This window comes from Acidocella sp. (assembly GCF_013044125.1).
Lineage (GTDB): Bacteria > Pseudomonadota > Alphaproteobacteria > Acetobacterales > Acetobacteraceae > Acidocella.
In genome coordinates this window covers 1-21547 of sequence record NZ_JABEVC010000058.1, presented here as the reverse complement: position 1 = coordinate 21547, position 21547 = coordinate 1, and the positions used below count along the sequence as shown (strand labels likewise).

Genomic DNA, 21547 nt, shown 5'->3' with positions numbered 1-21547 from the left:
CAGCCTGTTTATGGGTGCTGGCGGTCCTCGGCGCCGATGCCGAGCTGCTTGAGCTTACGGTGCAAGGCGCTCCGCTCCATGCCGACAAAATGGGCGGTGCGGCTGATATTGCCGCCAAAGCGCAGGAGCTGGGATTGCAGGTACTGGGTTTCGAACACGTCGCGGGCTTCGCGCAGCGGCAGGGCCATGACATCGGCGGCGGGGTCTATGGCCAGGGCGCGAGGGGCGTGGGCGGAGAGTTCGGTGGGCAGGTGTTCAGCGCGGAAAACCTCGGTCTCGGCGGAGCGCATGATCATCAGCCAGTCCATGATATTGCGCAGCTGGCGGACGTTGCCCGGCCAGTCATGCGCCTGGAGGGCGGCGATGGCATCCGAGCCCAGGGTGCGCGGCGGCAGGCCGGAGATTTCAGCCGCGCGGGCAAGGAAATCAGCCGCCAGGGCGGGGATGTCCTCGCGGCGCTCCTTCAGCGAGGGCACGCGCAGCGGCACCACGGCCAGGCGGTAGTAGAGATCCTCGCGGAAATGGCCGGTGGCGATGGCGCTGGCAAGGTCCTTGGCGGTGGAGGCCAGCACCCGGATGTCCACCTTCACACGCGAACTGGCGCCGCCGCCGACACGCTCGAAGCTTTGCTCCTGTAGCACGCGGGCGATTTTGCCTTGGGTTTCCAGAGGCATGTCCGCGACTTCATCGAGCAGGAGCGTGCCGCCATGGGCGCGTTCCAGCACGCCAACCTTGCGCGGGGCGGCGTGGGGGTCAGCCCCGGCCTCGACGCCGAAAAGCTCCACCTCGAAGCGCTCGGGCGCGAGGATGGCGCAGTTGAGAGCGACGAAGGGGCCATCGGCACGGCGGGATTGCGCGTGGATCATGCGCGCCACGGTTTCCTTGCCGGAGCCTGGGGCGCCGGTGATGAGCACGCGCGAGCCGGTGGGGGCGACGCGGTCAATCGAGGCTTTCAGGCTGACGATGCCGTGGCCCTCGCCGGTCAGGCTGGTCTCGGAGCCGACACGCAGGCGCAGCTCGGCGTTTTCCGCCTCCAGCCGGGCGGCTTCCAGCGCGCGGCGCACGACCAGCAGCAGACGGTCTGAGTTGAAGGGTTTCTCGATAAAGTCATACGCGCCGCGCTGGATCGCCGCGACTGCGGTTTCGATGGTGCCGTGGCCGGAGACCATGACCACCGGGACGCGCGGCTGCTCCTGGTGCAACACATCGAGAATGCCGATACCATCCAGCTTGGAGCCTTGCAGCCAGACATCGAGGATGACCAGCGCGGGGCGGCGGGCGCGGTAGGCGGCGATCGCATCGTCCGAATTGCCGGCGCTGCGGGCCTCGAAGCCTTCGTCGCGGAGAATGGCTTCGACCAGCAGGCGGATATCCGGCTCGTCATCGACGATCAGGATTTCAGTCATGTCGCGGGCAACTCCTTAACATCATGGCTTGTACCTTCAGGCTTAACCGGCAGCGCGGGCAGGATGAGGCTGACGATGGCGCCTGGTCCATCGGCCACCTGGTCAAGCTCCAGCCGCCCGCCATGGTCCTCCATGATCTTGCGGACAATGGCAAGACCAAGCCCCGTGCCTTTTGGCTTATGGGTCACATAGGGTTCGGTCAGCCGGGTGCGGTCGGTCTCGGGCAGGCCGATGCCGTCATCGGTCACGCTCAGCACGGCGTTATCGCCCTGGGCAGTAAGGCTGAGGGTAACATGGCTGGCGCCGGGGCGCATGGCCACCGCATCGGCCGCGTTGGCGAGCAGGTTGGTGAGCGCCTGGCCGATGAGCCGGCGGTCGCAGATGGCGCGCAGGGAGGCATCGATGCGGATGTCCCAGTTGATTTCGCGATGCGCGACGCGCTGCAGCACCATGGCCTCGCGCGCGATGCGCTCCAGCGACTCCTCGCGCATCACCGGAACGGGCATGCGCGCGAAGGTGGAGAATTCGTCAACCATGCGGCCGATATCGCCCACATGGCGCACGATGGTGTCGGCGCATTGGGAGAAGCCTTCGGGGTCGGAGGTGATCTCCTTGGTGAAGCGGCGCTTCAGGCGCTCGGCGGAAAGCTGGATGGGGGTGAGCGGATTTTTGATCTCATGGGCGATGCGCCGGGCCACGTCGGCCCAGGCGGCCTTGCGCTGGGCGGAGAGCAGCTCGGTCACGTCATCAAAGGTGACGATGAAGCCGTCCGGCTCGCCGGCCTTCATTTCCGCGCCAATGCGCACCAGCAGCACGCGCTTGTGCATTGCAGGGCCGTGTTCGATTTCCGCTGTCACCGGGCGCTCGGGATTGGCCATCACGGCGTTGATGAGCCCCTCGAATTCGGGTACGATTTCGACCAGATACTGGCCGATTTCCGACTCCAGGCCGATGCGCAGCAGCTCAGAAGCGGCGCGGTTAGGCAGCTCGATGCGGCCTTTGTTGTCCAGCCCGATGACGCCCGCGGAGACGCCGGCCAGCACGGTCTCAGTAAAACGCCGCCGCGCGTCGAGCTGGCCGTTGACGTCCATCAGCTCCGTGCGCTGGGCGGCGAGCTGGGCGGTCATGCGGTTGAAGGCGCGCGAGAGGCCGGCCATCTCATCGCCCGTGTCCCGCTCGGGCACGCGCACGGAGAGATCACCCGCGCGCACGTTCTCCGCCGCGCGGATCAGATGGCCGATCGGCTTGGCGATCTGATTGGCGATGACCAGGCCGAAACCGATAAGGGCCGAGAGCACCAGCAACGAGAGAATGGCGATGACCAGCGCAAAGGAGATTTCCAGCCCGGCGCGGTTTTTGGAGAGCCTCTGGTATTCCGCCACCGCCTGCTCGGTCTTGCTCACATGGTCGAGAATGGCGGGGTCGATCGGCTTTTCGATCATCAGCATCATGGGCGGGGTAATGTCGAGCTTGATGACCGCCTGCTCCACCGTGCCGCCATGCGGGCTGAACACCGGCACCTGACCGGTTTGCGCCAGGGCGATCTGGCGCTGGCCGGGCACCGAGGCGGCGAAGCCCGCGAACAGCCCGGCGGAGGCGACGATCTCGCCGTTCAGCGGCTCGAAGATGACCGCCTGGGTGAGGCCGCGCACGGTAGCCTGGTTGACCAGGTAGCGGGCAAACTCGTTGGGGTCGCCAAAGAACACCGAGCCGTTCTGGGAGAGATCATTGGCCATGGCCAGGGCGTCGAGGCGGATGTCGTTGTCATGTTCGGCGAGGTAGCCCTGGGCGACCTGATTGCTCTCATCGAGTGCGGTTTGCACCCGCTGGTTGAACCAGGCCTGGATGCCAAAGTTGAAGAAGACGATGGCGAACACCGCCACCAGGATGGCGGGCACCGCGGCGACGCCGCCGAAGAGGAACACCAGCTGCACATGCAGCCGCGCCCCGGCGGCGCCGCGCCTGTGTTCCAGCACCACGCGCACCACGCGCCCGACCAGCAGGATGATGAGCAGCAGCAGCGCCGCGAAATCCGCCACCATCAACGCGATTGCGACGCCGGAATGCACATCCAGCTTCACCCGTCCGGCCAGGATGGCGAACGAGGCGATGCCGAGGAGCAGCGCCACGGAGGCGACCAGCAGGGTCGAGACCCGGCCCAGCATGATATCCAGAAACGAGGCGCGCAGGGTCCGCCGCGTTGAACCGGGGTTCTGCATCAGCCCACCCGGCGGTGCACGCCGATGCCGTGCTCGCGGATTTTTTTGCGCAGCGTGTTGCGGTTGAGGCCGAGCAGAGCGGCGGCGCGGATCTGGTTGCCCCTGGTTTCCGCCAGGGTCATGCGGATAAGGGGGCGCTCGAATTCGGCCAGGGCGCGTTCGTAGAGCACGCCCTCCTCGCCGGACTCGCGGATGGCGGCGAGGAGGCGGGCGACGTGGCGCTCCACCACCGCGGCCATGGTTTCGGCATCATCGCCCGAGGCTGGCTGGGGTTCCTCGGCGATGGTGTAGCCGGCCAGTTCCTGCGCCAGAACCGCCTCGGTGATGACCGGTTGCGGCACCAGCGCGGCGAGGCGGCGGATGAGGTTTTCCAGCTCACGCACGTTACCGGGCCAGCGGTAGGCCGAGAGCATGGCCATGGCTGGCGCGTCAATGGTTTTGCCGGGCAAGCCCTCGCTCTGCGCCTTGTTGAGGAAGTGCTGCGCCAGCACGGGGATGTCATCCGGGCGCTCGCGCAGGGGCGGCAGGCGGATGGGCACGACGTTGAGGCGGTAGAACAGATCCTCACGGAACTGGCCGGAGCGGATGAGGGCGCGAAGGTCGCGGTGGGTGGCGGCGACGATGCGGGCGTTGGCGCGGATGGGCTGGCGGCCGCCGACGGTGGTGAATTCGCCCTCCTGCAGCACGCGCAGCAGGCGGGTCTGGGCTTCGGGCGGCATATCGCCGATTTCATCCAGAAAGAGGGTGCCGCCGGCGGCCTGCTCGAAGCGGCCGATATGGCGGTTGGTGGCGCCGGTGAAGGCGCCGCGCTCATGGCCGAAGAGCTCGCTCTCGATGAGTTCACGCGGGATCGCGGCCATGTTGATGGCGACGAAGGGGCCGGCGCGGCGGCGGCCGTAATCATGCAGGGCGCGGGCGACGAGTTCCTTGCCGGCGCCGGATTCGCCGTTGATCATCACGGTGAGATCGGTGGTCGTGAGGCGGGCGATGATGCGGTAGATTTCCTGCATCGCCGGGCTGCGGCCGATCAGGGGCAGGTTGTCATCGGCTGAGAGTTTGGGCGCGGGTGCGCCGCCCGCGGCATAGACCGGCTGTTTGAGCGCACGGTCCACCACAGCGAGGAGCTCACCCAGGTCAAACGGTTTGGGCAAATAGTCAAACGCGCCGCGCTGGGTGGCCTGCACCGCGGTGGTGAGGGTGGATTGCGCGCTCATGACGATGATCGGCAGCTCGGGGCGGATGCGCTTGATGCGCGGGATGAGGTCCAGGCCGTTCTCATCGGGCATGATGACATCGGTGATGACGACATCGCCCTCGCCGTCCTCCACCCAGCGCCACAGCGTGGCCGCCGAGGAGGTGGCGCGGACCTGGTAACCCGAGCGGCCCAGCGCCTGGGTCAGCACTGTGCGGATCGAGCGGTCGTCATCGGCGATCAGAACGGTTGGCACGGTGCTCATCAATGGTTACTTTCCGGGGGGTCTTCGTAGACGGGCAGATGGATACGAAATTCGGTGCGGCCGGGGCGGCTGTCCACGTCGATCAACCCGCCGTGGTCAGCGACGATTTTGGCGACCAGCGCCAGCCCAAGCCCGCTGCCCGCGGCCTTGGTGGTGATGAAGGGCTCGAACAGGTGGCGGCGGATGTCCTCGGGGATGCCGGGGCCGTTGTCGCGCACGGAGACGAAAATGGGCAGATTGGCGCGCGCGCGCCCGGAGGTGGCGGAGAGCCACACGCCATGCTGGAAGCCGGTGGTGAGGTGGATTTCACCGTCTGGGCGGTCCATGCTGTCAATGGATTCGGCTGCGTTTTTGACCAGGTTGAGCAGTACCTGGATGAGCTGGTCGCGGCTGCCCTGCACATGCGGCAGGCTGGGGTCGTAGGATTCGATGAATTTGACGTGCGGCGCGAAGCCGGAAAGGGCCAGCTTGCGCACATGCTCCAGGACACGGTGGATGTTGACCGCCTGGCGCTCCAGCTTTTTCTCGCCGAAGGTTTCCATGCGCTCGACCATGGCGCGGATGCGGTCGGCCTCGTCGCGGATGAGCACGGCCAGCTCGCGGTCGTCCGGCGGGGCGCTGGCCTCCAGCAATTGCGCGGCACCCCTGATCCCTGACAGCGGGTTTTTGACCTCATGCGCGAGAATCGCGGCCATGCCGGTGATGCTGCGGGCGGCGTTGCGGGCAGATATCTGCTGGTCCAGCGCGCGGGCGGCCGATTCGTCCTGCAAGGTGAGCACCACGCAGCCCGCGACCTCGGGCAAGGGCGCGGCCTGCACGGAGCAGCCGCGGCGCAGCAGGCGCGGGCCTTCCAGGATCATATCATGTTCGGCGACAGTAACGCCGGCGCGGCGCGCGCGTTCCAGCAGCAGGAAGAGCGGGTGGTCCGGCGGCAGAATGTCATACAGATTACTGTGAAGCAGCAATGCCTTGGAGGAGCCGAAGAACTCCTCAGCCGCGTAGTTGACCGAACAGAAGATGTCGTTCTCGTCCAGCACGGCGACGGCCAGGGGTAAGGCGTCGAGAATATGCGCCGGATCGACCCGGAGCTCGCGCGCCATGCCCGGTTTACGTTTAACCATGCCGAAGGCCTTTCTGATGCCGCTCATTTTGCGCTTCTCGCGTAAACGGTCACGCCGCCAGGGCCATTTCGTCCTGACGGATGAAGCCGGATTCGATCAGCGGGTCGTAGAAGGAGTCGATCAGCGCTTCCACCGCGGCGCCGCTGTCCAGCCGGTTCATCTGCGCGCGGAAGGCGGCCGAACCGCGCAGCCCGTGGCTATACCAGGAGACATGTTTGCGCGCGAGGCGCACACCGCCCTTTTCACCGAAATGCGCGCGGATGGCGGCGTAGTGGCGCAGGAGGATTTCTTTCTGCCCGGCCAGGGTTGGCGGCGCGGGGAGTTCGCCGGTACGCAGATAATCCGCCACCTGCTTAAGGAACCACGGGCGCCCGTAGGCGCCGCGGCCGATCATCACGCCGTCAGCCCCCGAGCGGCGCAGCGCCTCGGCGGCTTTTGGCCCGGAGGTGATGTCGCCATTGACGATGAGGGGGATTTGGACCGCGGCCTTGACGCGGGCGATGAAATCCCAGTCCGCCACGCCCTCATAGAACTGCTGGCGGGTGCGGCCGTGCACAGTGACCATGGCGATGCCCGTATCCTGAGCGATGCGCGCCAGGGTGGGCGCGTTCAGGCTGTTATGGTCCCAGCCCATGCGCATTTTCAGGGTGACGGGCACATCCACCGCCCGCACGGTGGCGGCAAGGATTTTACCGGCCAGGACTTCATCGCGCATCAGCGCGGAGCCGGCGGCCTGGCCGACCGCCACCTTTTTCACCGGGCAGCCGAAGTTGATGTCGATAAGGTCCGCGCCGTTGGCCACCGCGATGCGCGCGGCCTCGGCCATGGCATCAGGCTCGCAGCCGGCAAGCTGCACCGAGGACGGGCCGCCGCCGGCCACCACCTCGGCCATACGCATGGTATTGCGGTTCTCGCGCACCATAGCCCAGGAGGCGATCATCTCGGAGACCACCAGACCAGCGCCGAGCGATTTGGCCAGGGCGCGAAACGGCAGGTCGATGACGCCGGAAAGCGGCGCCAGGATGACCGGGGTTTCCAGCGTGACCGCACGCGGCCCGCTCCCCAGGGTGATCGGCTTAATCAGAGGGGGCGAAGCATTGCTCATGATTTGGGCAAACTACCCGCCACGCGCGGCGGACGCAATCACCTATTGGACAAATCCGGGGCATGGTTGACGGCAGACCATGGCGGCTTCACATCTGCGGCGGATTATATGGGAGAGACTGGCATGATTCCGCGCATCGGTACCGGGTTTGACGTTCACGCCATGGCGGAAGGACGCCCCATGATCATCTGCGGCGTGAACATACCCTTCGAGAAGGGATTGGCTGGGCATTCGGATGCCGATGTGGGCATCCATGCGCTGTGCGACGCGATTTATGGCGCGCTGGCTGAAGGCGACATCGGGCGGCATTTCCCCCCCTCCGAGAACACATGGAAAGACGCCGACAGCGCGCGCTTTCTGCGCCATGCGGCGGAGCGGATCGCCGCGCGGGGGGGCAGGCTCGCCAATGCGGATGTCACCATCATCTGCGAGAGGCCGAAAATAACCCCGCACGCGCCGGCGATGCGCGCGAGGCTGGCGGAGCTGCTCGGCGTAGGGATCGAGGCGATTTCAGTGAAGGCGACGACCACCGAGCGGCTTGGATTCACCGGCCGGGGCGAAGGCATCGCGGCGCAGGCGGCGGTGATCGTGCTGGTGCCCGCATAGAAGGCGGCATGATGATGCAGCATCATGACTTCAACGGCGTGAGCAATGAAAAGCAATGCATTCTCCTACGCTAAATCGCATTGCTGCGCTGCGCAAAAGTTTGTTGCGGCGGAGGCGTCTCCCCGCATATAAAGGCTTCAGCAGGATGAGCTTGCTCTCCTGCTTTCTTGGACGTTTCCTCCCTAAACTTGGCGGCGCTGCATGCGCCGCCTTTTTTTTGTCCAGGTTTTGTGTCCCCAAGTTTTATCCACGGCGGCCTTGCATGGCGCCAGGTTTCCGGAAAGCCGCGAAGAAAGTGGGGGGCTTCTGTTGCCCGGTGCCCCCCGAACCGCGCTTAGCTGCTGTTTAGGCAGCGACCGCGAATGCTACGTTGTTATCGTTCGCATTTAAGTTATAGCCCGATAACGGCGGTACAATGCCGGGCAAAAGGTGGGTCTTTACCACGCGTGTCGAGCCTGTTTCACCCCCAAATAACCCGAGGCGTCCCGATGACGAAGCGCACGAGCGCGTAGTCTGAATCGGGCCGCCCAGAATAGTTGGTGGAGGTGCCGGGTACTGCCCCCGGGTCCACAACGATTATTCCACGCACCATTTATCACCATAGCCAGCAAGCTGGCAGAACCTATATAGGCGCGTTATGAGGGATATGAAAGAGAGAGATTCATGACCCTCACGCTGGAGCAGAAAACCGAGATAGAAACCGCGCGGGCCGGCGCGACGCCGACGCTGCGCCCCACCGTGCCGGCGCTGGAGGCCATGCTCTTCACCGCCATTCCGGTGCTGGACCATGGGTTTGTCCGGGTGGTGGACTACATGGGCGACGATTCCGCCGTGGTGCAGGCCGCGCGGGTCTCCTACGGGCGCGGCACGCGCAAGGCGCTGGAGGACGAAGGGTTGATCCGCTACCTCATGCGCCACCACCACTCCACGCCGTTTGAGATGTGCGAGATCAAATTCCATGTAAAACTGCCGATTTTCGTGGCACGGCAGTGGATTCGCCATCGCACGGCGAATGTGAACGAATATTCGGCGCGCTACTCGATTCTGGACAAGGATTACTACATCCCCGCCCCCGGGCAGCTGGCCGCGCAGTCCGCAGACAACCGGCAAGGACGTGGCGAAGTGCTGGATCAGCCAACCGCGGAGCGGGTGCTCAACCTGCTGCGCGCGGACGCGGAGCAGACCTACGGCCATTACGAGGAGATGCTGGGCGAGGAGACCGGCCTGGCGCGCGAGCTGGCACGCATGAACCTGACGCTGAACACCTATACGCAATGGTATTGGAAGACGGATTTACACAACCTCTTCCACTTTCTGCGCCTGCGCGCCGACAGCCATGCGCAATATGAGATAAGGGTTTATGCCGAAGCGATGATGGAGACGGTGAAAGCCTGGGTTCCGCTCTCCTACGGTGCGTTCTGCGATTACCGGCTGGGCGCGGTGACGTTTTCGGCGAAAATGATGACGGTGCTGAAGAAGCTGCTGGCCGATGAGCCGGTGGAACAGGCCGGCTCCGGGCTCTCCAAGCGCGAATGGGCCGAGATGCTGGCGGCGCTCGGGCGGTAGGCTCGGGCGGTAACGAAAACGGCGCCCCGTGGGGCGCCGTTTCAGCAAGGACTGGATTAGGATTAGCGGCTGTTGCGCTGGCCGAAGAGTTGCAGCAGGAACATGAACAGGTTGATGAAGTTAAGGTAGAGGGTCAGCGCATCATAAACACTGCGCTTGTTGGCCATTTCCACCCCGTAGGACGAGCCGTATTGCAGGTAGCTGGTTTTGATCCGCTGTGTGTCATACGCGGTGAGGCCGGTGAAGATGAGCACGCCGAGGATGCTGACCGCGAAGGCGACCGCTGGTGACTGCAGGAAGATGTTCACCACCATGGCGATGAGGATGCCGATGAGGCCCATCATGAGGAAGCTGCCCATGCTGGTGAGGTCACGCTTGGTAGCGTAGCCGTAAAGGCTGGTGCCGGCGAAGGTGCCAGCCGTGACGAAGAACACCTCGGTGATGGAGGTTTGGGTATAGACCAGAAAGATGTTGGTCAGGCTGGCGCCCATGGTGGCGCAAAAGGCCCAGAACAGCGCCTGTGCGGCGGTGGTGGAGAGCTTGTTGACGCCGAAGCTGAGCACCATGACGAAGGCCAGGGGTGCGAAAATGCTGATATAGGCCAAGCCGGAGGGGGCGCGCACCATCGCGCCGCTCGCGGTCTGCACCAGAGGGTAGAAGGCGTTCATCAGGCTGGTGTGCGCGATGCCGAAGGCGACCAGACCGGTGAGCACCAAGCCGGAGGCCATCCAGTTATAAACGCGCAGCATATAGGCGCGCAGGCCCGCGTCCAGCGCGGCGCTGCCAAAGGCGGCATAGCCCGGCTGGGCCGTGCGGTAGGAATTGGCGTTCGGATCATAAGCCATGGAATTTATTCGCTCCTCAAAATGGCCGTTCGGCCATGCGCTACAGATTCGTTGTTTCTGGTTGTATTTCAAGTGACAACGCGGTTATCCCGCCAGAAAGACACCACACATATAGGCCAGAAAAGCGCTGCTGCCCTTGACCCGCATCAAACCGGGCCGGCCAAGGGCAGGATTAAGCGTTAGCGGCGCCACCAGCCGCGTTTTTTCTCCACGGCCGGCGTATCCTCCCCGCTGATGACAAGCGGCTTGACCAAGGGTTCCCGCTTGGTTTCATCGGCGCTTGCAGGTGCCTGCGCCGGAGCGGGCGCGGCCTGGGCCGCTTCCACGGTTGCTTCCACGGTTGCTTCCACGGTTGCTTCCTGTGGGACGGCCTGTTGCGGAACAGGGGCCGGCGGGGCAATTGCCGGCTCGGACGCCATCTGCGCCAGATCACGAAGGCGCAGGCGCTGTTCCTCGGCGCGCTCGGCGGCCTCGAAAATATCCGCGACATCGGCAAACACGGGTTCAGCTGGGGCAGCGTCCGCGGACGGCGCCTCATCCTCGCCAGTGCGGCGGCGGCGCGTGCCGCCACGGGTGCGGCGGCGGCGCGGGGCCGGTTCCTCGACAACGGCCGGCATCTCTGTTTCTCCGGCGGGCTCGCCCAACTCGGCGGCCATCACGAGGTCGATCTCGGTCGGCTGGTCATCCGCCACGGCTGGAGCGGCTTCGGCATCGGGTGCGCTCTCGCCTTCTGTCCCCGCGGCGGGAACTTCCGCGCCATTCTCGCCACGGCGCTTGCCGCGGCGGCGGCGGCGGCGGCGCTTGCGCTCGCCTTCCTCGGCCGTGTCGCTGGCGTTCGGCGCGTCGGCATCGGCCTCTTCCACCTCAGCTTCGGTTTCGGCCTCTTCCTGCACGGGGGCGGCGCGCTCCAGGCTGCGCTCCGGGGTGATCGGCCCGGTGTAGGAGGCAGGCGCCACCACCGGCGCGGTGATCGTCTGCGCGCGGATTTTCTCGATGCGGAAGCTGGTGCCGGTCATCGTGGAATCAGGCGTGAAGACCACGCGCATGGCATAACGCGCCTCGATGGCGGAAAGCCGCTCGCGCTTGTGGTTGAACAGGTAGAAGGCGATTTCCGGCGGCAGCACCACGGCGATTTCGGCGGCGCGGAACTTGCCGCCCTCGTCCTCGATGGCGCGCAGGATATGCAGCGCCGCACTCTCGGGGCTGCGGATATAGCCCATGCCCACGCAATGCGGGCAGGTGATGAGTGACGCCTCGGTGAGCGAGGGGCGCAGGCGCTGGCGGCTCATCTCCATCAGGCCGAAATGGCTGATCGAGCCGATCTGGATGCGGGCGCGGTCGTTCTTCAGCGAGTCTTTCAGCTTACGCTCGACCGCCGTGTTGTTCTTGCGGCTCTCCATATCAATGAAGTCGATGACGATAAGCCCCGCCAGATCGCGCATGCGCAGCTGCTTGGCCACTTCCTCGGCGGCTTCCAGGTTGGTGCGCAGGGCGGTGTCCTCGATGCTGCGCTCGCGGGTGGAGCGCCCGGAGTTCACATCGATGGCGACCAGCGCCTCGGTCTGGTTGATGACAATATAACCGCCCGAGCGAAGCTGCACGATCGGGTTCAGCATCGCGTCGAGCTGGGCTTCCACCTGGTAGCGGGCGAACAGCGGCTGGCCCTCGGTCCACAGCTGCACCTTTTTAGCGTGGCTGGGCATGAGCATGCGCATGAAGTCCCGCGCGGCCTTGAAGCCCTCCTCGCCATCGACCAGCACTTCCTCCACGTCGCGCGTGTAAACATCGCGGATGGTGCGCTTGATCAGGCTGGCTTCCTCGTAGATGAGCGCCGGGGCCACGGATTCCATGGTGCGCTCGCGGATGTCGTCCCACAGGCGGAGCAGGTATTCGCAGTCGCGCTTGATCTCGGGCTTGGGCCGGTTGGCGCCGGCGGTGCGCACGATCAGCCCCATGCCATCGGGCACGTCCAGCTCGGCCATGGCTTCCTTCAGGCGCCGGCGGTCAGCCACCGAGGTGATCTTGCGCGAAACGCCGCCGCCGGAGGGCGAGTTGGGCATGAGCACGGAGAAGCGGCCCGCCAGGGAGAGATAGGTGGTGAGGGCAGCGCCTTTGTTGCCGCGCTCCTCCTTTACCACCTGGATCAGCATGATCTGGCGGCGGTGGATGACGTCCTGAATTTTATAATTGCGCAAAAAGCGCTGGCGCTGGCGGCGCTCGCGCGCCTCGGCGGCATCATCGCCATCGCCACCCAGGTTTTCCGGCGGCGGGGCGGCGGGGGATTCGTCGGCATCGTGGCCGTTGGCCGGTTCGGCTTCGGCGTGGTTCTCGGCTTCCTCGGCGGCAGTGAGGTCACCCGCCAGTGCGCTCACGGCCTCGCCAGATTCTTCGGGCGGCGGCGCGGAGATGATTTCAATCGGCGTGACGCTCAGCGCCTGCGCGGCGGGCGCATCTGAGGCTTCCTCCGCAGTCCCGGCGGAGGCGCCGTCCTGCGCGGGGGCTTCGCTCTGCGCCTCGTGTGCTTCAGCGGCGCGGGCTTCCTCGCGCTCGTCCTCGGCCTGCATGGCGAGCAGGCGTTTACGGTCAGCCACCGGAATCTGGTAATAATCAGGGTGGATTTCACCAAAGGCAAGGAAGCCGTGGCGGTTGCCTCCGTATTCCACGAAGGCCGCCTGCAGGCTGGGTTCGACCCGGATAACCTTGGCGAGGTAGATATTGCCTTTTATCTGCTTGCGGTTGGCGGTCTCGACGTCGAAATCCTCAAGCCGGTTGCCGTCCAGTACCACCACGCGCGTCTCTTCCGCGTGGCTGGCGTCGATTAACATTTTTTTGGTCATTTAAATGGGAGCTCCGATGCGCGGCATCCGCGGGCAGCCAGGAGCCTGTAATGGCTCTCAATGCCGCGACGCCGCGATTTTGATGTAAGTTAAGGGGTGCAGACCGGAGCCACGCCATATCCGAACGGAAAAAAATAAAGTCGGTCGGCAGAGCGGTCATCGGTCCTTGATCTCGTAGGCCGGGGCTTGCGCGCCAGGCCATGTGGGTATTCCTCGGGGTTCGGGTGGCGGAAACGGCCGGAAAAGGCCAAAACCCGCTCTTAGTCGAACACCTGGGGTTGTTGATGGCGGAAATAGCGCGCATCCGCAAGGGGGTTAGCCCCTGCCCTGCGTGGAACGCCCGGCTGGCGGAGGGCGGCTGCCTCGGGCAGAATGGCGCCGCAGACAGGAGGGCGGCACGGCCAATGACGCGTAAGTACCGCTTCGTGATTGCCGCCTGCGCGCGCTGGGAGACTCGCTACGCCGTGGAGTGGCTAAACTACCACCGCGCCATCGGCTTCGAGCATGTCTATCTCTACTGCAACGACGACGATCCGCGCGCGCTCTATGAGACGGTGCTGCCCTTCACCCAGGGCCCGGCACCCTTCGTCACCTTTCGGTCTTATCCCGACCAGGGGCAACATCGCAAAATGATGCTGCACTTTCTGGCACACGACCAACACGCCGCAGAATGGATCAGCTTTCTCGACCTCGACGAATTCATCCGTCTGCCGCCGGGCCAGAGCATCGCCCAGTTCATCGCGCCGCTTGCCCCGGTGGCCGACTGCGTGCTGTTCAACTGGGTGTTCTTCGGTCCCAACGGTCACAAGACGCCGCCGGACCGCCCGGTGCTGGAATCCTACACGCGGCGCGAAGCCCTGATGCACCCTCTCACCAAATATGTAGCGCGCAGCACAGTCTTCAACGATCCGCAGCTTCTCCAAAAGTGCCTGGACAACTCCTTCGTCCACCGGCTGGATGAATATCTCGCCCGGCCGATCCGCTCGGTGAATGTGCTGGGGGAGGATATGGCTGGATATTACGCCGATTTTCCTGCCGGTGCGGCGGCGTTCGCCCGCCATCCGCCTCGGCAGGAGAGACTTTTCGCCACCGCCATGGTCCACCATTACGCCTTTCGCTCCGAACAGGCCTTTGCCGAGCGCGTGGCGCGTGGGCTGAAGGGCAATTTCGCCGGCGAGAAAATCTGGGGCCAGCTGGCGGCGGATGAGCCGCGTTTACGCGGCTTCATCAACAGCGTGAATGCCATCGAGGACCGCCGGCTGGCTGATTTCTGGCAAGCCCTGCTCGCTGGCGCCGCCCGGACCGACGTACTGGCCCAACAGCGCGGCCAATTGCTCTCCCGCGGCAAACCAACCAGCCAAAGCTCCTACCTCGCCGACCCCGAATTCCTCGCCAAGGCAGCCTCCAGAGGCGGCGCTGCCAGCGGCATGATTGACGGCGTGCGCAAATTCCACACCGATTTTGAGAACAATCCCTGGTGGCAGGTGGATCTCGGCGGTTTCGCCACGATCCACGAAATCCACATCTATAATACCGACGACCACACGGCCGCCCGGTTCAGGAATTTCAGCCTGAGCGTTTCCATTGACGGCGCTTCATGGACGGAGGTCGCGCGCAAGGAAGATGACGAAGTGGTGGGCGGCATTGAAGGCGCGCCCTTTGTCTGGGCTGGCCCCGGCGCCGCCTGGGCGCGGTTTGTGCGCGTTACGCTGCTGGGACGCGACTACCTGCATCTGGATCAGGTCGAGGTGTTCGGCGCCATGACTCATCCCGGCGGAGCGCTCTGAGAGGCTTGCATGAACCGCGCCAGCTCCTCGCCCTCGCCCGCCTGGACAAATGCCGCGCAGAGCAACGGCGCGTATTCGGCGGCTGGAATCTCCCGCAGGGCATGGCGCAGGGCGCTGCCAGGAGCAAACCAGTCGCGCGGCGGGTGTTCCTTAATGACGGCTCTTATATAGGCGGGCCGGGCCAGCACCGAATGCGCCAGCGAGCCTGGACGATTGGCGGCTGCCTCGCTCAACAACAGCCGCGGGCGCAGGCGCAGGTTTTCCGTATCCGCGAATTCGCCGATTTCCGCGAAGCTCATGCCCGCCTGACGCAACAGGCTTGGCACGAAAATCTCGCAGAACGGCCAGGATGCCAAGCGGCCGGCCTGAAATTCGACCGTGAGGGCGCGGCGCATGTAGAATAGCAGGTCTATGGCGCGGGCCGAGAGGATCATGAAAAACAACAGCGAGGCCATGGACTGCTCAAACATTCCCGCGGCGGTGGTGTACCATTCCCAGGCCGGCGTGGCGGGGCCGACCCAATGCGCCACGATGTCCGTCTGGCGCGCCGCAACTGTGTGCACGACGGCATCAAGCGGGGTGTTGACCGCGAGATCTGACTCCGAGGTCAGGTAATAATCATAGCCCGGCAGGGCGGCGCGCAGGATGTAGAGGCCATAATCGACATTATACCAGAGTGAATTGCCCGCCGGGTACACCAGCAGGCCGAGGTTTGAGGTGTCCTCGGTGTGGGAGATCACCTCATAGCCCGTGATGCCGAGCGGGCCGCGCGTCTCATCGGCCAGCACCACCTGGCGGGCGGCCGGGGTGGCGGCAAAAAACCGGCGGGCCAGCGTGGCTACCCCGTCGTCCCATGTGTAGGTTCGAAACGCCGCTACATAACGCATGCCAAGCCGCACCCCTGATTACCCGGCGAGACTACAGCACGGCGCCGGGTGCGCCAAATTTGCGCCCCCTTGCTTTCAGACGTCTCCTTGCGGCATCAGACATAGGAAAACAACAGTTAAGGAGTCCGCTAAAATGTCCGACGCCCGCACCCCGGCCAACGGTATCCGCCCCGCCAGCGTTTTATATGATTTCGTGGTGAACGAGGCGCTGCCCGGCACCGGAGTTGACCCGGCCGCCTTCTGGGCCGGTTTCGCGGCTGTCATCAAGGAATTCTCGGCCACAAACGCCACGCTGATGGCCAAGCGCGACGCGCTGCAGGCGCAAATCGACGCCTGGCATCTGGCGCACAAGGGCCAGCCGCACAATCCCGCCGCGTATCAGGCGTTTTTGCGCGAAATCGGCTATCTGCTGCCCGACCCCGCGCCCTTCACCGTGGATACGGACCGGGTGGATGATGAGATCGCGCATATCGCCGGGCCGCAACTGGTGGTGCCGGTGAGCAACGCCCGCTATGCGCTGAATGCCGCCAATGCGCGCTGGGGCAGCCTTTATGATGCGCTGTACGGCACCGATGCGATCCCCGAGACCGAAGGCGCCGCCAGATCCGCCGGGGGGCTGAACAAGGCCCGCGCGGCGCTGGTGGTGGCGCGCGGGCGCGCCTTTCTCGACGCGCATTTCCCCCTGGCGGATGGCAGCCATGCCGATGCGCAGGCTTACCGCGTACATAACGGGCACCTGGCCGTGGTGCTGCCCAGCGGCGAGGTTGGCCTGAAGGATGGCGCGCAGTTCGCGGGCTACACCGGCGAGCCCGGCCAGCCCAAGGGCGTGCTGCTGAAGAACCATAATCTGCACGCGGAGCTGGTGATCAACCCGCAGAACGCCATCGGCCGGGATGACGCGGCCGGGGTGGCCGACATCATCATGGAATCGGCGATCAGCACGATCATGGATTGCGAGGACAGCGTTGCCGCGGTGGATGCGCAGGACAAGGTGGATGTGTACCGCAACTGGCTCGGGCTGATGCAAGGGACGCTCAGCGCGCCGGTGGAGAAAGGCGGCAAAACATTCGAGCGCAAGCTGAACCAGGACCGCGTGTACACCGCGCCGGACGGTGGCACGCTCAGCCTGCACGGCCGCTCGCTGATGCTGGTGCGCCACGTCGGCCACCATATGCTCACCGATGCGATTCTCGACGCGCAGGGCAACGAGGTTCCAGAGACCATCATCGATGCGGTGATCACCTCGCTGATCGCGATGCATGACCTTAACGCACGGCGCAACTCGCGCACCGGCTCGGTTTATATCGTGAAGCCCAAACTGCACGGGCCGGAGGAGGTGGCCAACGCGGTGGCGCTGTTCGGCGCGGTGGAAAAACTGCTCGGCCTGCCCGCCAACACGCTGAAAATGGGCATCATGGACGAGGAGCGCCGCACCAGCGCCAACCTGAAGGCATGCATCGCGGCGGCGAAGTCGCGCGTGGTGTTCATCAACACCGGCTTCCTCGACCGCACGGGCGATGAGATCCACACCTCCATCGAGGCCGGGGCATTTTTGCGCAAGGGCGATCTCAAGAACCAGCCGTGGATCAAATCCTACGAGGACCGCAACGTGGACTTTGGCCTGGAATGCGGGTTGCAGGGGCGCGCGCAGATTGGCAAGGGCATGTGGGCCGCGCCCGACCAAATGGCGGCGATGCTGGAACAGAAGATCGCGCACCCGCGCGCGGGCGCCAACACCGCCTGGGTCCCCTCGCCCACCGCCGCCACGCTGCACGCGCTGCACTACCATGCGGTGGACGTGTTCGCACGCCAGGACGAGCTAAAATCCCGCCCGCCCGCCAGGCTGGAAGACCTGCTGACCATTCCGCTGGCTGACCGGCCGAACTGGAACCCCGCGCAAGTGCAGCAGGAGCTCGACAACAACGCGCAGGGGCTGCTCGGCTATGTGGTGCGCTGGGTGGACCAGGGGGTGGGCTGCTCAAAGGTGCCGGATATTCACGATGTGGCGCTGATGGAAGACCGCGCGACGCTGCGCATCTCCTCGCAGCATATCGCCAACTGGCTGCACCACGGCATCGCGAGCAAGGAACAGGTGATGGAAACCCTCAAGCGCATGGCGCTGGTGGTGGACCAGCAGAACGCCGGCGACCCGGCGTATAAGCCGCTCGCCCCCGGCTATGATGGCCCGGCCTTCGCCGCCGCCTGCGAGCTGGTGTTCGAGGGCCGCAACCAGCCCAACGGCTATACCGAGTTCGTGCTGACCCGCCGCCGCCGCGAGGCGAAGGCCGCGGGGTGAAGCTTGCCGCCCCTTGCCCATATGGAGCGAGGGGCGGATTTGCTAATCATTTAGTGAGTTTTAGGCGCTAGACTCGTCCCGTTCAAGAAAAACGGAGCACGAGAGATGTCGATCCCCGCGAAAACGGACCCCCGCTGGCAACGCGCGCTTACAGGGGCCGAACCCCAAGTTTCATCCCTGGCAACCAGGCTGCTGCTCAAGCGCTTGCGTGATGACGTGCGCCTGGACCCTGGCCGGCTCGGCAAATCCGCCACCGAACTGCACCAGTTTTTTCTGGCCAATGCGTTTGCCGCGCGCGACCTCCCAGCACTCTGAAACGGAACCATTCCATGCAAAACAGCCTCCTCACCATCGCACAGGCGGTGTCATTCATCGAAGCCGGAAGCATTATGCTTATCGCCGGCAGCCCCAGAGCCCTCACCGCATTGCCGCGGGGACGCTGGATCGGCGGCTCAACCCCCTATTTCATGACCGCGCAGGGCGGGCTGCGCGACCATGAACATGTGTTCTGCACGATCATCGAAGGTGCCGCGGATTGCCGCATTGGCGCAATCGCCCCGGGGGAGCTGGCGCAGCTCACCGCCGGGCGATTTGACCAGGGGTTCTCCTATGTGCTGGTCCCAGCCTTCAGCGAGGCGCACCAGCGCTTTGCCATCGAGGCGCCGGACCTGCCGCATCTGTACCAGCAGCCGCTCGTCGGCTGGGTGACGGGTGTTGATCTCGCCGAGATCGGCAAGGTGGCGCCTGTCGCGGTTAACGGCATGACCGGCGAGGTTCATGATAATGCCGTTCTGGTCATGCATGCCGCCCTGGCCGACGGCCTGTTCGCGGAAGCCGATATCATCAACCTCTTCCACCAGGGAACGGGCGATGACATCAGCTTCCCACAAAGCGGCTTTACGGCAGAGAGCTGCACCGTGAACGGGGTGGAGCGCAACTTCGCGCAATATCTGCGCGAGATTCACGCCGACCCCAGCCTGCCGCTGGTGAGCAACTACGCCGGGGCGATGATCAACGTATCCTTCCAGGAGGCGCAGGCGGAAACGGTGACATTCTACGCCCCCGTGATGGCCGGGCTGGTGTACCGCCTGGCGGCGCCGGTTGGTGATTATCCGGCGGCCTATGGCATGTACTGCGCCCAGCAGGAAAGCGGCGCGGGGCTCTCCTTCAACTGCATCCTGAACTATTTATATGCTTCGCTGGAGGGCAAAACCACGGGCGGCTTCATCGGGCCGGTCACGTTCGGGGAGATCGCCTATATCCTGCTCAACCAAACGCTGGTGCGGCTGGATGTGCGGAGCCACGCTTCACTGGTGCCGCAAGCCGCCTGAGGCGGGGCTCAACCCAGCTGCGCCGTTTCGGGTTCGCCGCCAGCCAGGGCTTCATCCACCTTGGCGTGAAGCTCCAGGTGCAGCTGGTGCAGCTCGGCCATTAAAATCTGCATATCCTGCACGGTTTCCATCACTGCGTCGTGCTGCTCCTTGGCCAGTTTGTCCGAGGAGCGCGCGGCCAGGATGGTGCCCACCCCTAGTAACGGCAGGGCCACAAGCTGCAAGACGCCGGAGCTGGCGTATTGCACGAAGGGCATTGCGGCCGGCCATTTCAGCGGCAACAGGGAAAATACCAGGCAGAACCAGAAAAACCCCATAGTCGCGAAAATCTGGTTCGAGCGGATGGCGATCGTATCGTTGATCCTGGATATTTTATCCAGCGGCAGTTTTTTGACGACTTCAGGCGGTTTCAACGGTTGATCCTTTTGTGATTACGCGGAACAAACCATAAAACGGCCGATTCGTCGCGCCAGAAATTTACCGCACCGAGATCGGCACCGGCGCGAAGACCATCGCGCGGCGTTCCACCGGGGGCGGCGGACGGCGGCAGCAGATGATCCAGTAGGGCAGCACGACCAACAAGGTCCAGACGAAGTTGAATGCCAGTTGCTCGCGCCCTTCAACCGGGAGCTGGAAGGGAAAGGATGCCAGATCCAGCAGCCAGAGGGTACGCCACAGCAGGCCGGTGACGCGGGCGGCGGGCATGAATGCCTGATGCTTCGGCTCGCGGGCCTCATGCGCGCGTATTTGCAGGAAGGTGGCGAGGACCATGATGCCGAGGCTGAAGACGTCCTGGTAGAAATCGGTGCCGGGAAACGTATCGAACCGATGAACCCACACCACCCCCACCCCGGCGCCGAGCACGGTACAGACTTTGGCCACCGTGTAGAGCGGGATGGCAAATAATTGCCCGGCCAGATTGACCACCGGCTGCAACGCCCGGTCAATAATGAAATCGTCAATCGCCTTGGCGAAGGTGATGAGTTTACTGGCCAATTTTACGCGTTCCCTCCTGCCCTATTCTTCCGCGTTCAGCGCTCGCCGTAAAGAAAATTCTGCCGATTCGAGTTTTTGCGTAGCCACTGCCGCCGTTAGGCCGCGCAACAGCATCAGCGCCGCAGTCTTCACATGGTCATGACACTGCGCCAGTGCAATGCGCGCGGCGGTTTCATTAGCGCCGGTGATGTCCATGGTCATGCGCAGGGCGCGGCGGCGCAGTTTTTCGTTGGTGGCGCGCATGTCCACCATGTAGGGGCCGAACACCTTGCCCTGGCGCAGCATCACCGTGGAGGAGAGGATATTGAGCGCGATTTTTTGCGTGGTGCCGGCGGAGAGCCGGGTTGAACCGGCGATCACCTCTGGGCCGGAGGCGATCTGCACAGCGATCTCTGCCGCTTCGGCCAGAGGGGAGCCGGGGTTGTTCACAATCGCCCCGGTGAGCGCGCCGAGCCCGCGCGCATGGCGCACCGCGGCCAGGGTGAAGGGCGTGGCGCCGGAGGCCGCGATGCCGACCAGCGCGTCGGCGGCGGTGAAATTATGCGCCCGCAGCGCGGCAGCGCCGGCCTGTGTGTCGTCCTCGGCACCTTCCGCCGCCTGAATGAATGCTTCCGTGCCGCCGGCCAGCAAGGCGATGATGACCCCCGGCGGCAGGCCGAAGGTCGGCCCGCATTCCACCGCATCCAGCAGGCCGAGACGCCCGGAGGTTCCGGCCCCGGCATAAAACAGCCGCCCGCCGGCCCGCAGTCTTGCCGCCACCGCATCGGCCAGCGCGGCCAGGGCGGGGGCCACGGCGTTCAGCGCGGATTGCGCCGCCGCCTCCTGCGCCAGAAAAACCCTGACGATTTCCAGCGCCGGCCGTTCGTCGAGATCCGCCAGTTCCGCCCGCGCCGCCTCGGTGCCGCGCGGCATGGCCCGCGTGGGGGTGGCGGACCCGGCGGTCCACACCCGTTGCACGGAAAAATCGTCCCCCCACCAGATGATGTCCGCCCGCTGGCCCGGCGCGAGCCGCCCACGGTCAGCTAGGCCCATCGCCTCCGCAGGGCGGGAGGTGGCGGCGGCCAGCGCGGTCTCGGGCGCTACGCCGT

At 64.9% G+C, this 21547-nt stretch carries 16 protein-coding genes, 1 other RNA gene and 1 pseudogene; 6 read left to right on the top strand and 12 right to left on the bottom strand.

Annotated elements, in window-relative coordinates; all coding sequences use genetic code 11:
- Nucleotides 1–8: 8 nt before the first annotated feature.
- The 5 genes from HKL97_RS03320 to dusB are packed head-to-tail and all read right to left on the bottom strand — an operon-like array spanning nt 9 to nt 7308.
- Nucleotides 9–1406, bottom strand: a complete 1398-nt coding sequence (locus HKL97_RS03320; RefSeq protein WP_291422681.1) for a sigma-54 dependent transcriptional regulator — start codon at nt 1404–1406, stop codon at nt 9–11.
- Nucleotides 1403–3625, bottom strand: coding sequence for a PAS domain-containing sensor histidine kinase (locus tag HKL97_RS03315; protein ID WP_291422680.1), 2223 nt, complete (start codon nt 3623–3625; stop codon nt 1403–1405). The genes HKL97_RS03320 and HKL97_RS03315 overlap by 4 nt, the downstream gene beginning before the upstream one ends.
- Nucleotides 3625–5082 carry a nitrogen regulation protein NR(I) gene (ntrC, locus tag HKL97_RS03310; protein WP_291422679.1) on the bottom strand — a complete coding sequence of 486 codons (1458 nt, stop codon included), beginning with the start codon at nt 5080–5082 and terminating at the stop codon, nt 3625–3627. Before ntrC ends, HKL97_RS03315 begins: the two co-directional genes overlap by 1 nt.
- Entirely contained in the window at nt 5082–6203 is a 1122-nt protein-coding gene (locus HKL97_RS03305; RefSeq protein WP_291422678.1) for a nitrogen regulation protein NR(II), read from the bottom strand. The genes ntrC and HKL97_RS03305 overlap by 1 nt, the downstream gene beginning before the upstream one ends.
- Nucleotides 6204–6252: 49 nt before the next feature.
- Complete coding sequence (gene dusB, locus HKL97_RS03300) at nt 6253–7308, bottom strand: tRNA dihydrouridine synthase DusB (RefSeq protein WP_291422677.1); 1056 nt, start codon at nt 7306–7308, stop codon at nt 6253–6255.
- Between the two features lie 123 nt (nt 7309–7431).
- Here dusB and ispF point away from each other — a divergent pair.
- Nucleotides 7432–7914 (top strand): annotated as a pseudogene (gene ispF / locus HKL97_RS03295) (2-C-methyl-D-erythritol 2,4-cyclodiphosphate synthase); the annotation flags it as partial.
- A 294-nt stretch (nt 7915–8208) separates the two neighbouring features.
- On the opposite strand, the gene ssrA reads toward ispF, so the two are convergent.
- Nucleotides 8209–8570, bottom strand: a transfer-messenger RNA (tmRNA) gene (gene ssrA, locus HKL97_RS03290).
- 7 nt (nt 8571–8577) lie between these two features.
- On the opposite strand from ssrA, the gene thyX reads away from it, so the two are divergent.
- On the top strand, nt 8578–9480 hold the full coding sequence (thyX, locus tag HKL97_RS03285) for an FAD-dependent thymidylate synthase (protein WP_291422676.1): 903 nt from the start codon (nt 8578–8580) through the stop codon (nt 9478–9480).
- A gap of 62 nt (nt 9481–9542) precedes the next feature.
- Here thyX and HKL97_RS03280 read toward each other — a convergent pair whose 3' ends face one another.
- Together HKL97_RS03280 and HKL97_RS03275 are read right to left on the bottom strand one after the other, a co-directional pair.
- On the bottom strand, nt 9543–10325 hold the full coding sequence (locus HKL97_RS03280) for a Bax inhibitor-1/YccA family protein (protein ID WP_291422675.1): 783 nt from the start codon (nt 10323–10325) through the stop codon (nt 9543–9545).
- Nucleotides 10326–10504: 179 nt separating this feature from the next.
- Nucleotides 10505–13162 carry a ribonuclease E/G gene (locus tag HKL97_RS03275; protein WP_291422674.1) on the bottom strand — a complete coding sequence of 886 codons (2658 nt, stop codon included), beginning with the start codon at nt 13160–13162 and terminating at the stop codon, nt 10505–10507.
- Nucleotides 13163–13446: 284 nt separating this feature from the next.
- Here HKL97_RS03275 and HKL97_RS03270 point away from each other — a divergent pair, with 284 nt between their 5' ends.
- Complete coding sequence (locus HKL97_RS03270) at nt 13447–14949, top strand: discoidin domain-containing protein (protein WP_291422673.1); 1503 nt, start codon at nt 13447–13449, stop codon at nt 14947–14949.
- Here HKL97_RS03270 and HKL97_RS03265 read toward each other — a convergent pair.
- Nucleotides 14928–15836 (bottom strand): hypothetical protein, encoded by a 909-nt coding sequence (locus tag HKL97_RS03265; protein WP_291422672.1) that lies wholly within the window; start codon nt 15834–15836, stop codon nt 14928–14930. The genes HKL97_RS03270 and HKL97_RS03265 overlap by 22 nt on opposite strands.
- 133 nt (nt 15837–15969) lie before the next feature.
- Here HKL97_RS03265 and HKL97_RS03260 point away from each other — a divergent pair, with 133 nt between their 5' ends.
- The 3 genes from HKL97_RS03260 (at nt 15970) to HKL97_RS03250 (ending at nt 19463) form a co-directional block, all read left to right on the top strand.
- A complete protein-coding gene (locus HKL97_RS03260) occupies nt 15970–18132 on the top strand; it encodes a malate synthase G (RefSeq protein WP_291422671.1) in 2163 nt (720 codons plus the stop codon).
- A gap of 105 nt (nt 18133–18237) precedes the next feature.
- Nucleotides 18238–18447: a hypothetical protein gene (locus tag HKL97_RS03255; RefSeq protein WP_291422670.1), complete on the top strand. Its 210-nt coding sequence runs from the start codon at nt 18238–18240 to the stop codon at nt 18445–18447.
- A gap of 14 nt (nt 18448–18461) precedes the next feature.
- A complete protein-coding gene (locus HKL97_RS03250; protein ID WP_291422669.1) occupies nt 18462–19463 on the top strand; it encodes a DUF6976 family protein in 1002 nt (333 codons plus the stop codon).
- Between the two features lie 8 nt (nt 19464–19471).
- On the opposite strand, the gene HKL97_RS03245 is transcribed toward HKL97_RS03250, so the two are convergent.
- From HKL97_RS03245 to murQ, 3 genes are all read right to left on the bottom strand, one after another.
- The gene (locus HKL97_RS03245; protein ID WP_291422668.1) at nt 19472–19876 is read right to left on the bottom strand and encodes a hypothetical protein; all 405 of its coding nucleotides are present in this window, start codon (nt 19874–19876) and stop codon (nt 19472–19474) included.
- A gap of 64 nt (nt 19877–19940) precedes the next feature.
- Complete coding sequence (locus HKL97_RS03240) at nt 19941–20459, bottom strand: hypothetical protein (RefSeq protein WP_291422667.1); 519 nt, start codon at nt 20457–20459, stop codon at nt 19941–19943.
- A 21-nt stretch (nt 20460–20480) separates the two neighbouring features.
- Nucleotides 20481–21547: N-acetylmuramic acid 6-phosphate etherase (gene murQ / locus HKL97_RS03235; RefSeq protein ID WP_408820642.1), on the bottom strand; the 1067-nt coding region annotated here is incomplete at its 5' end.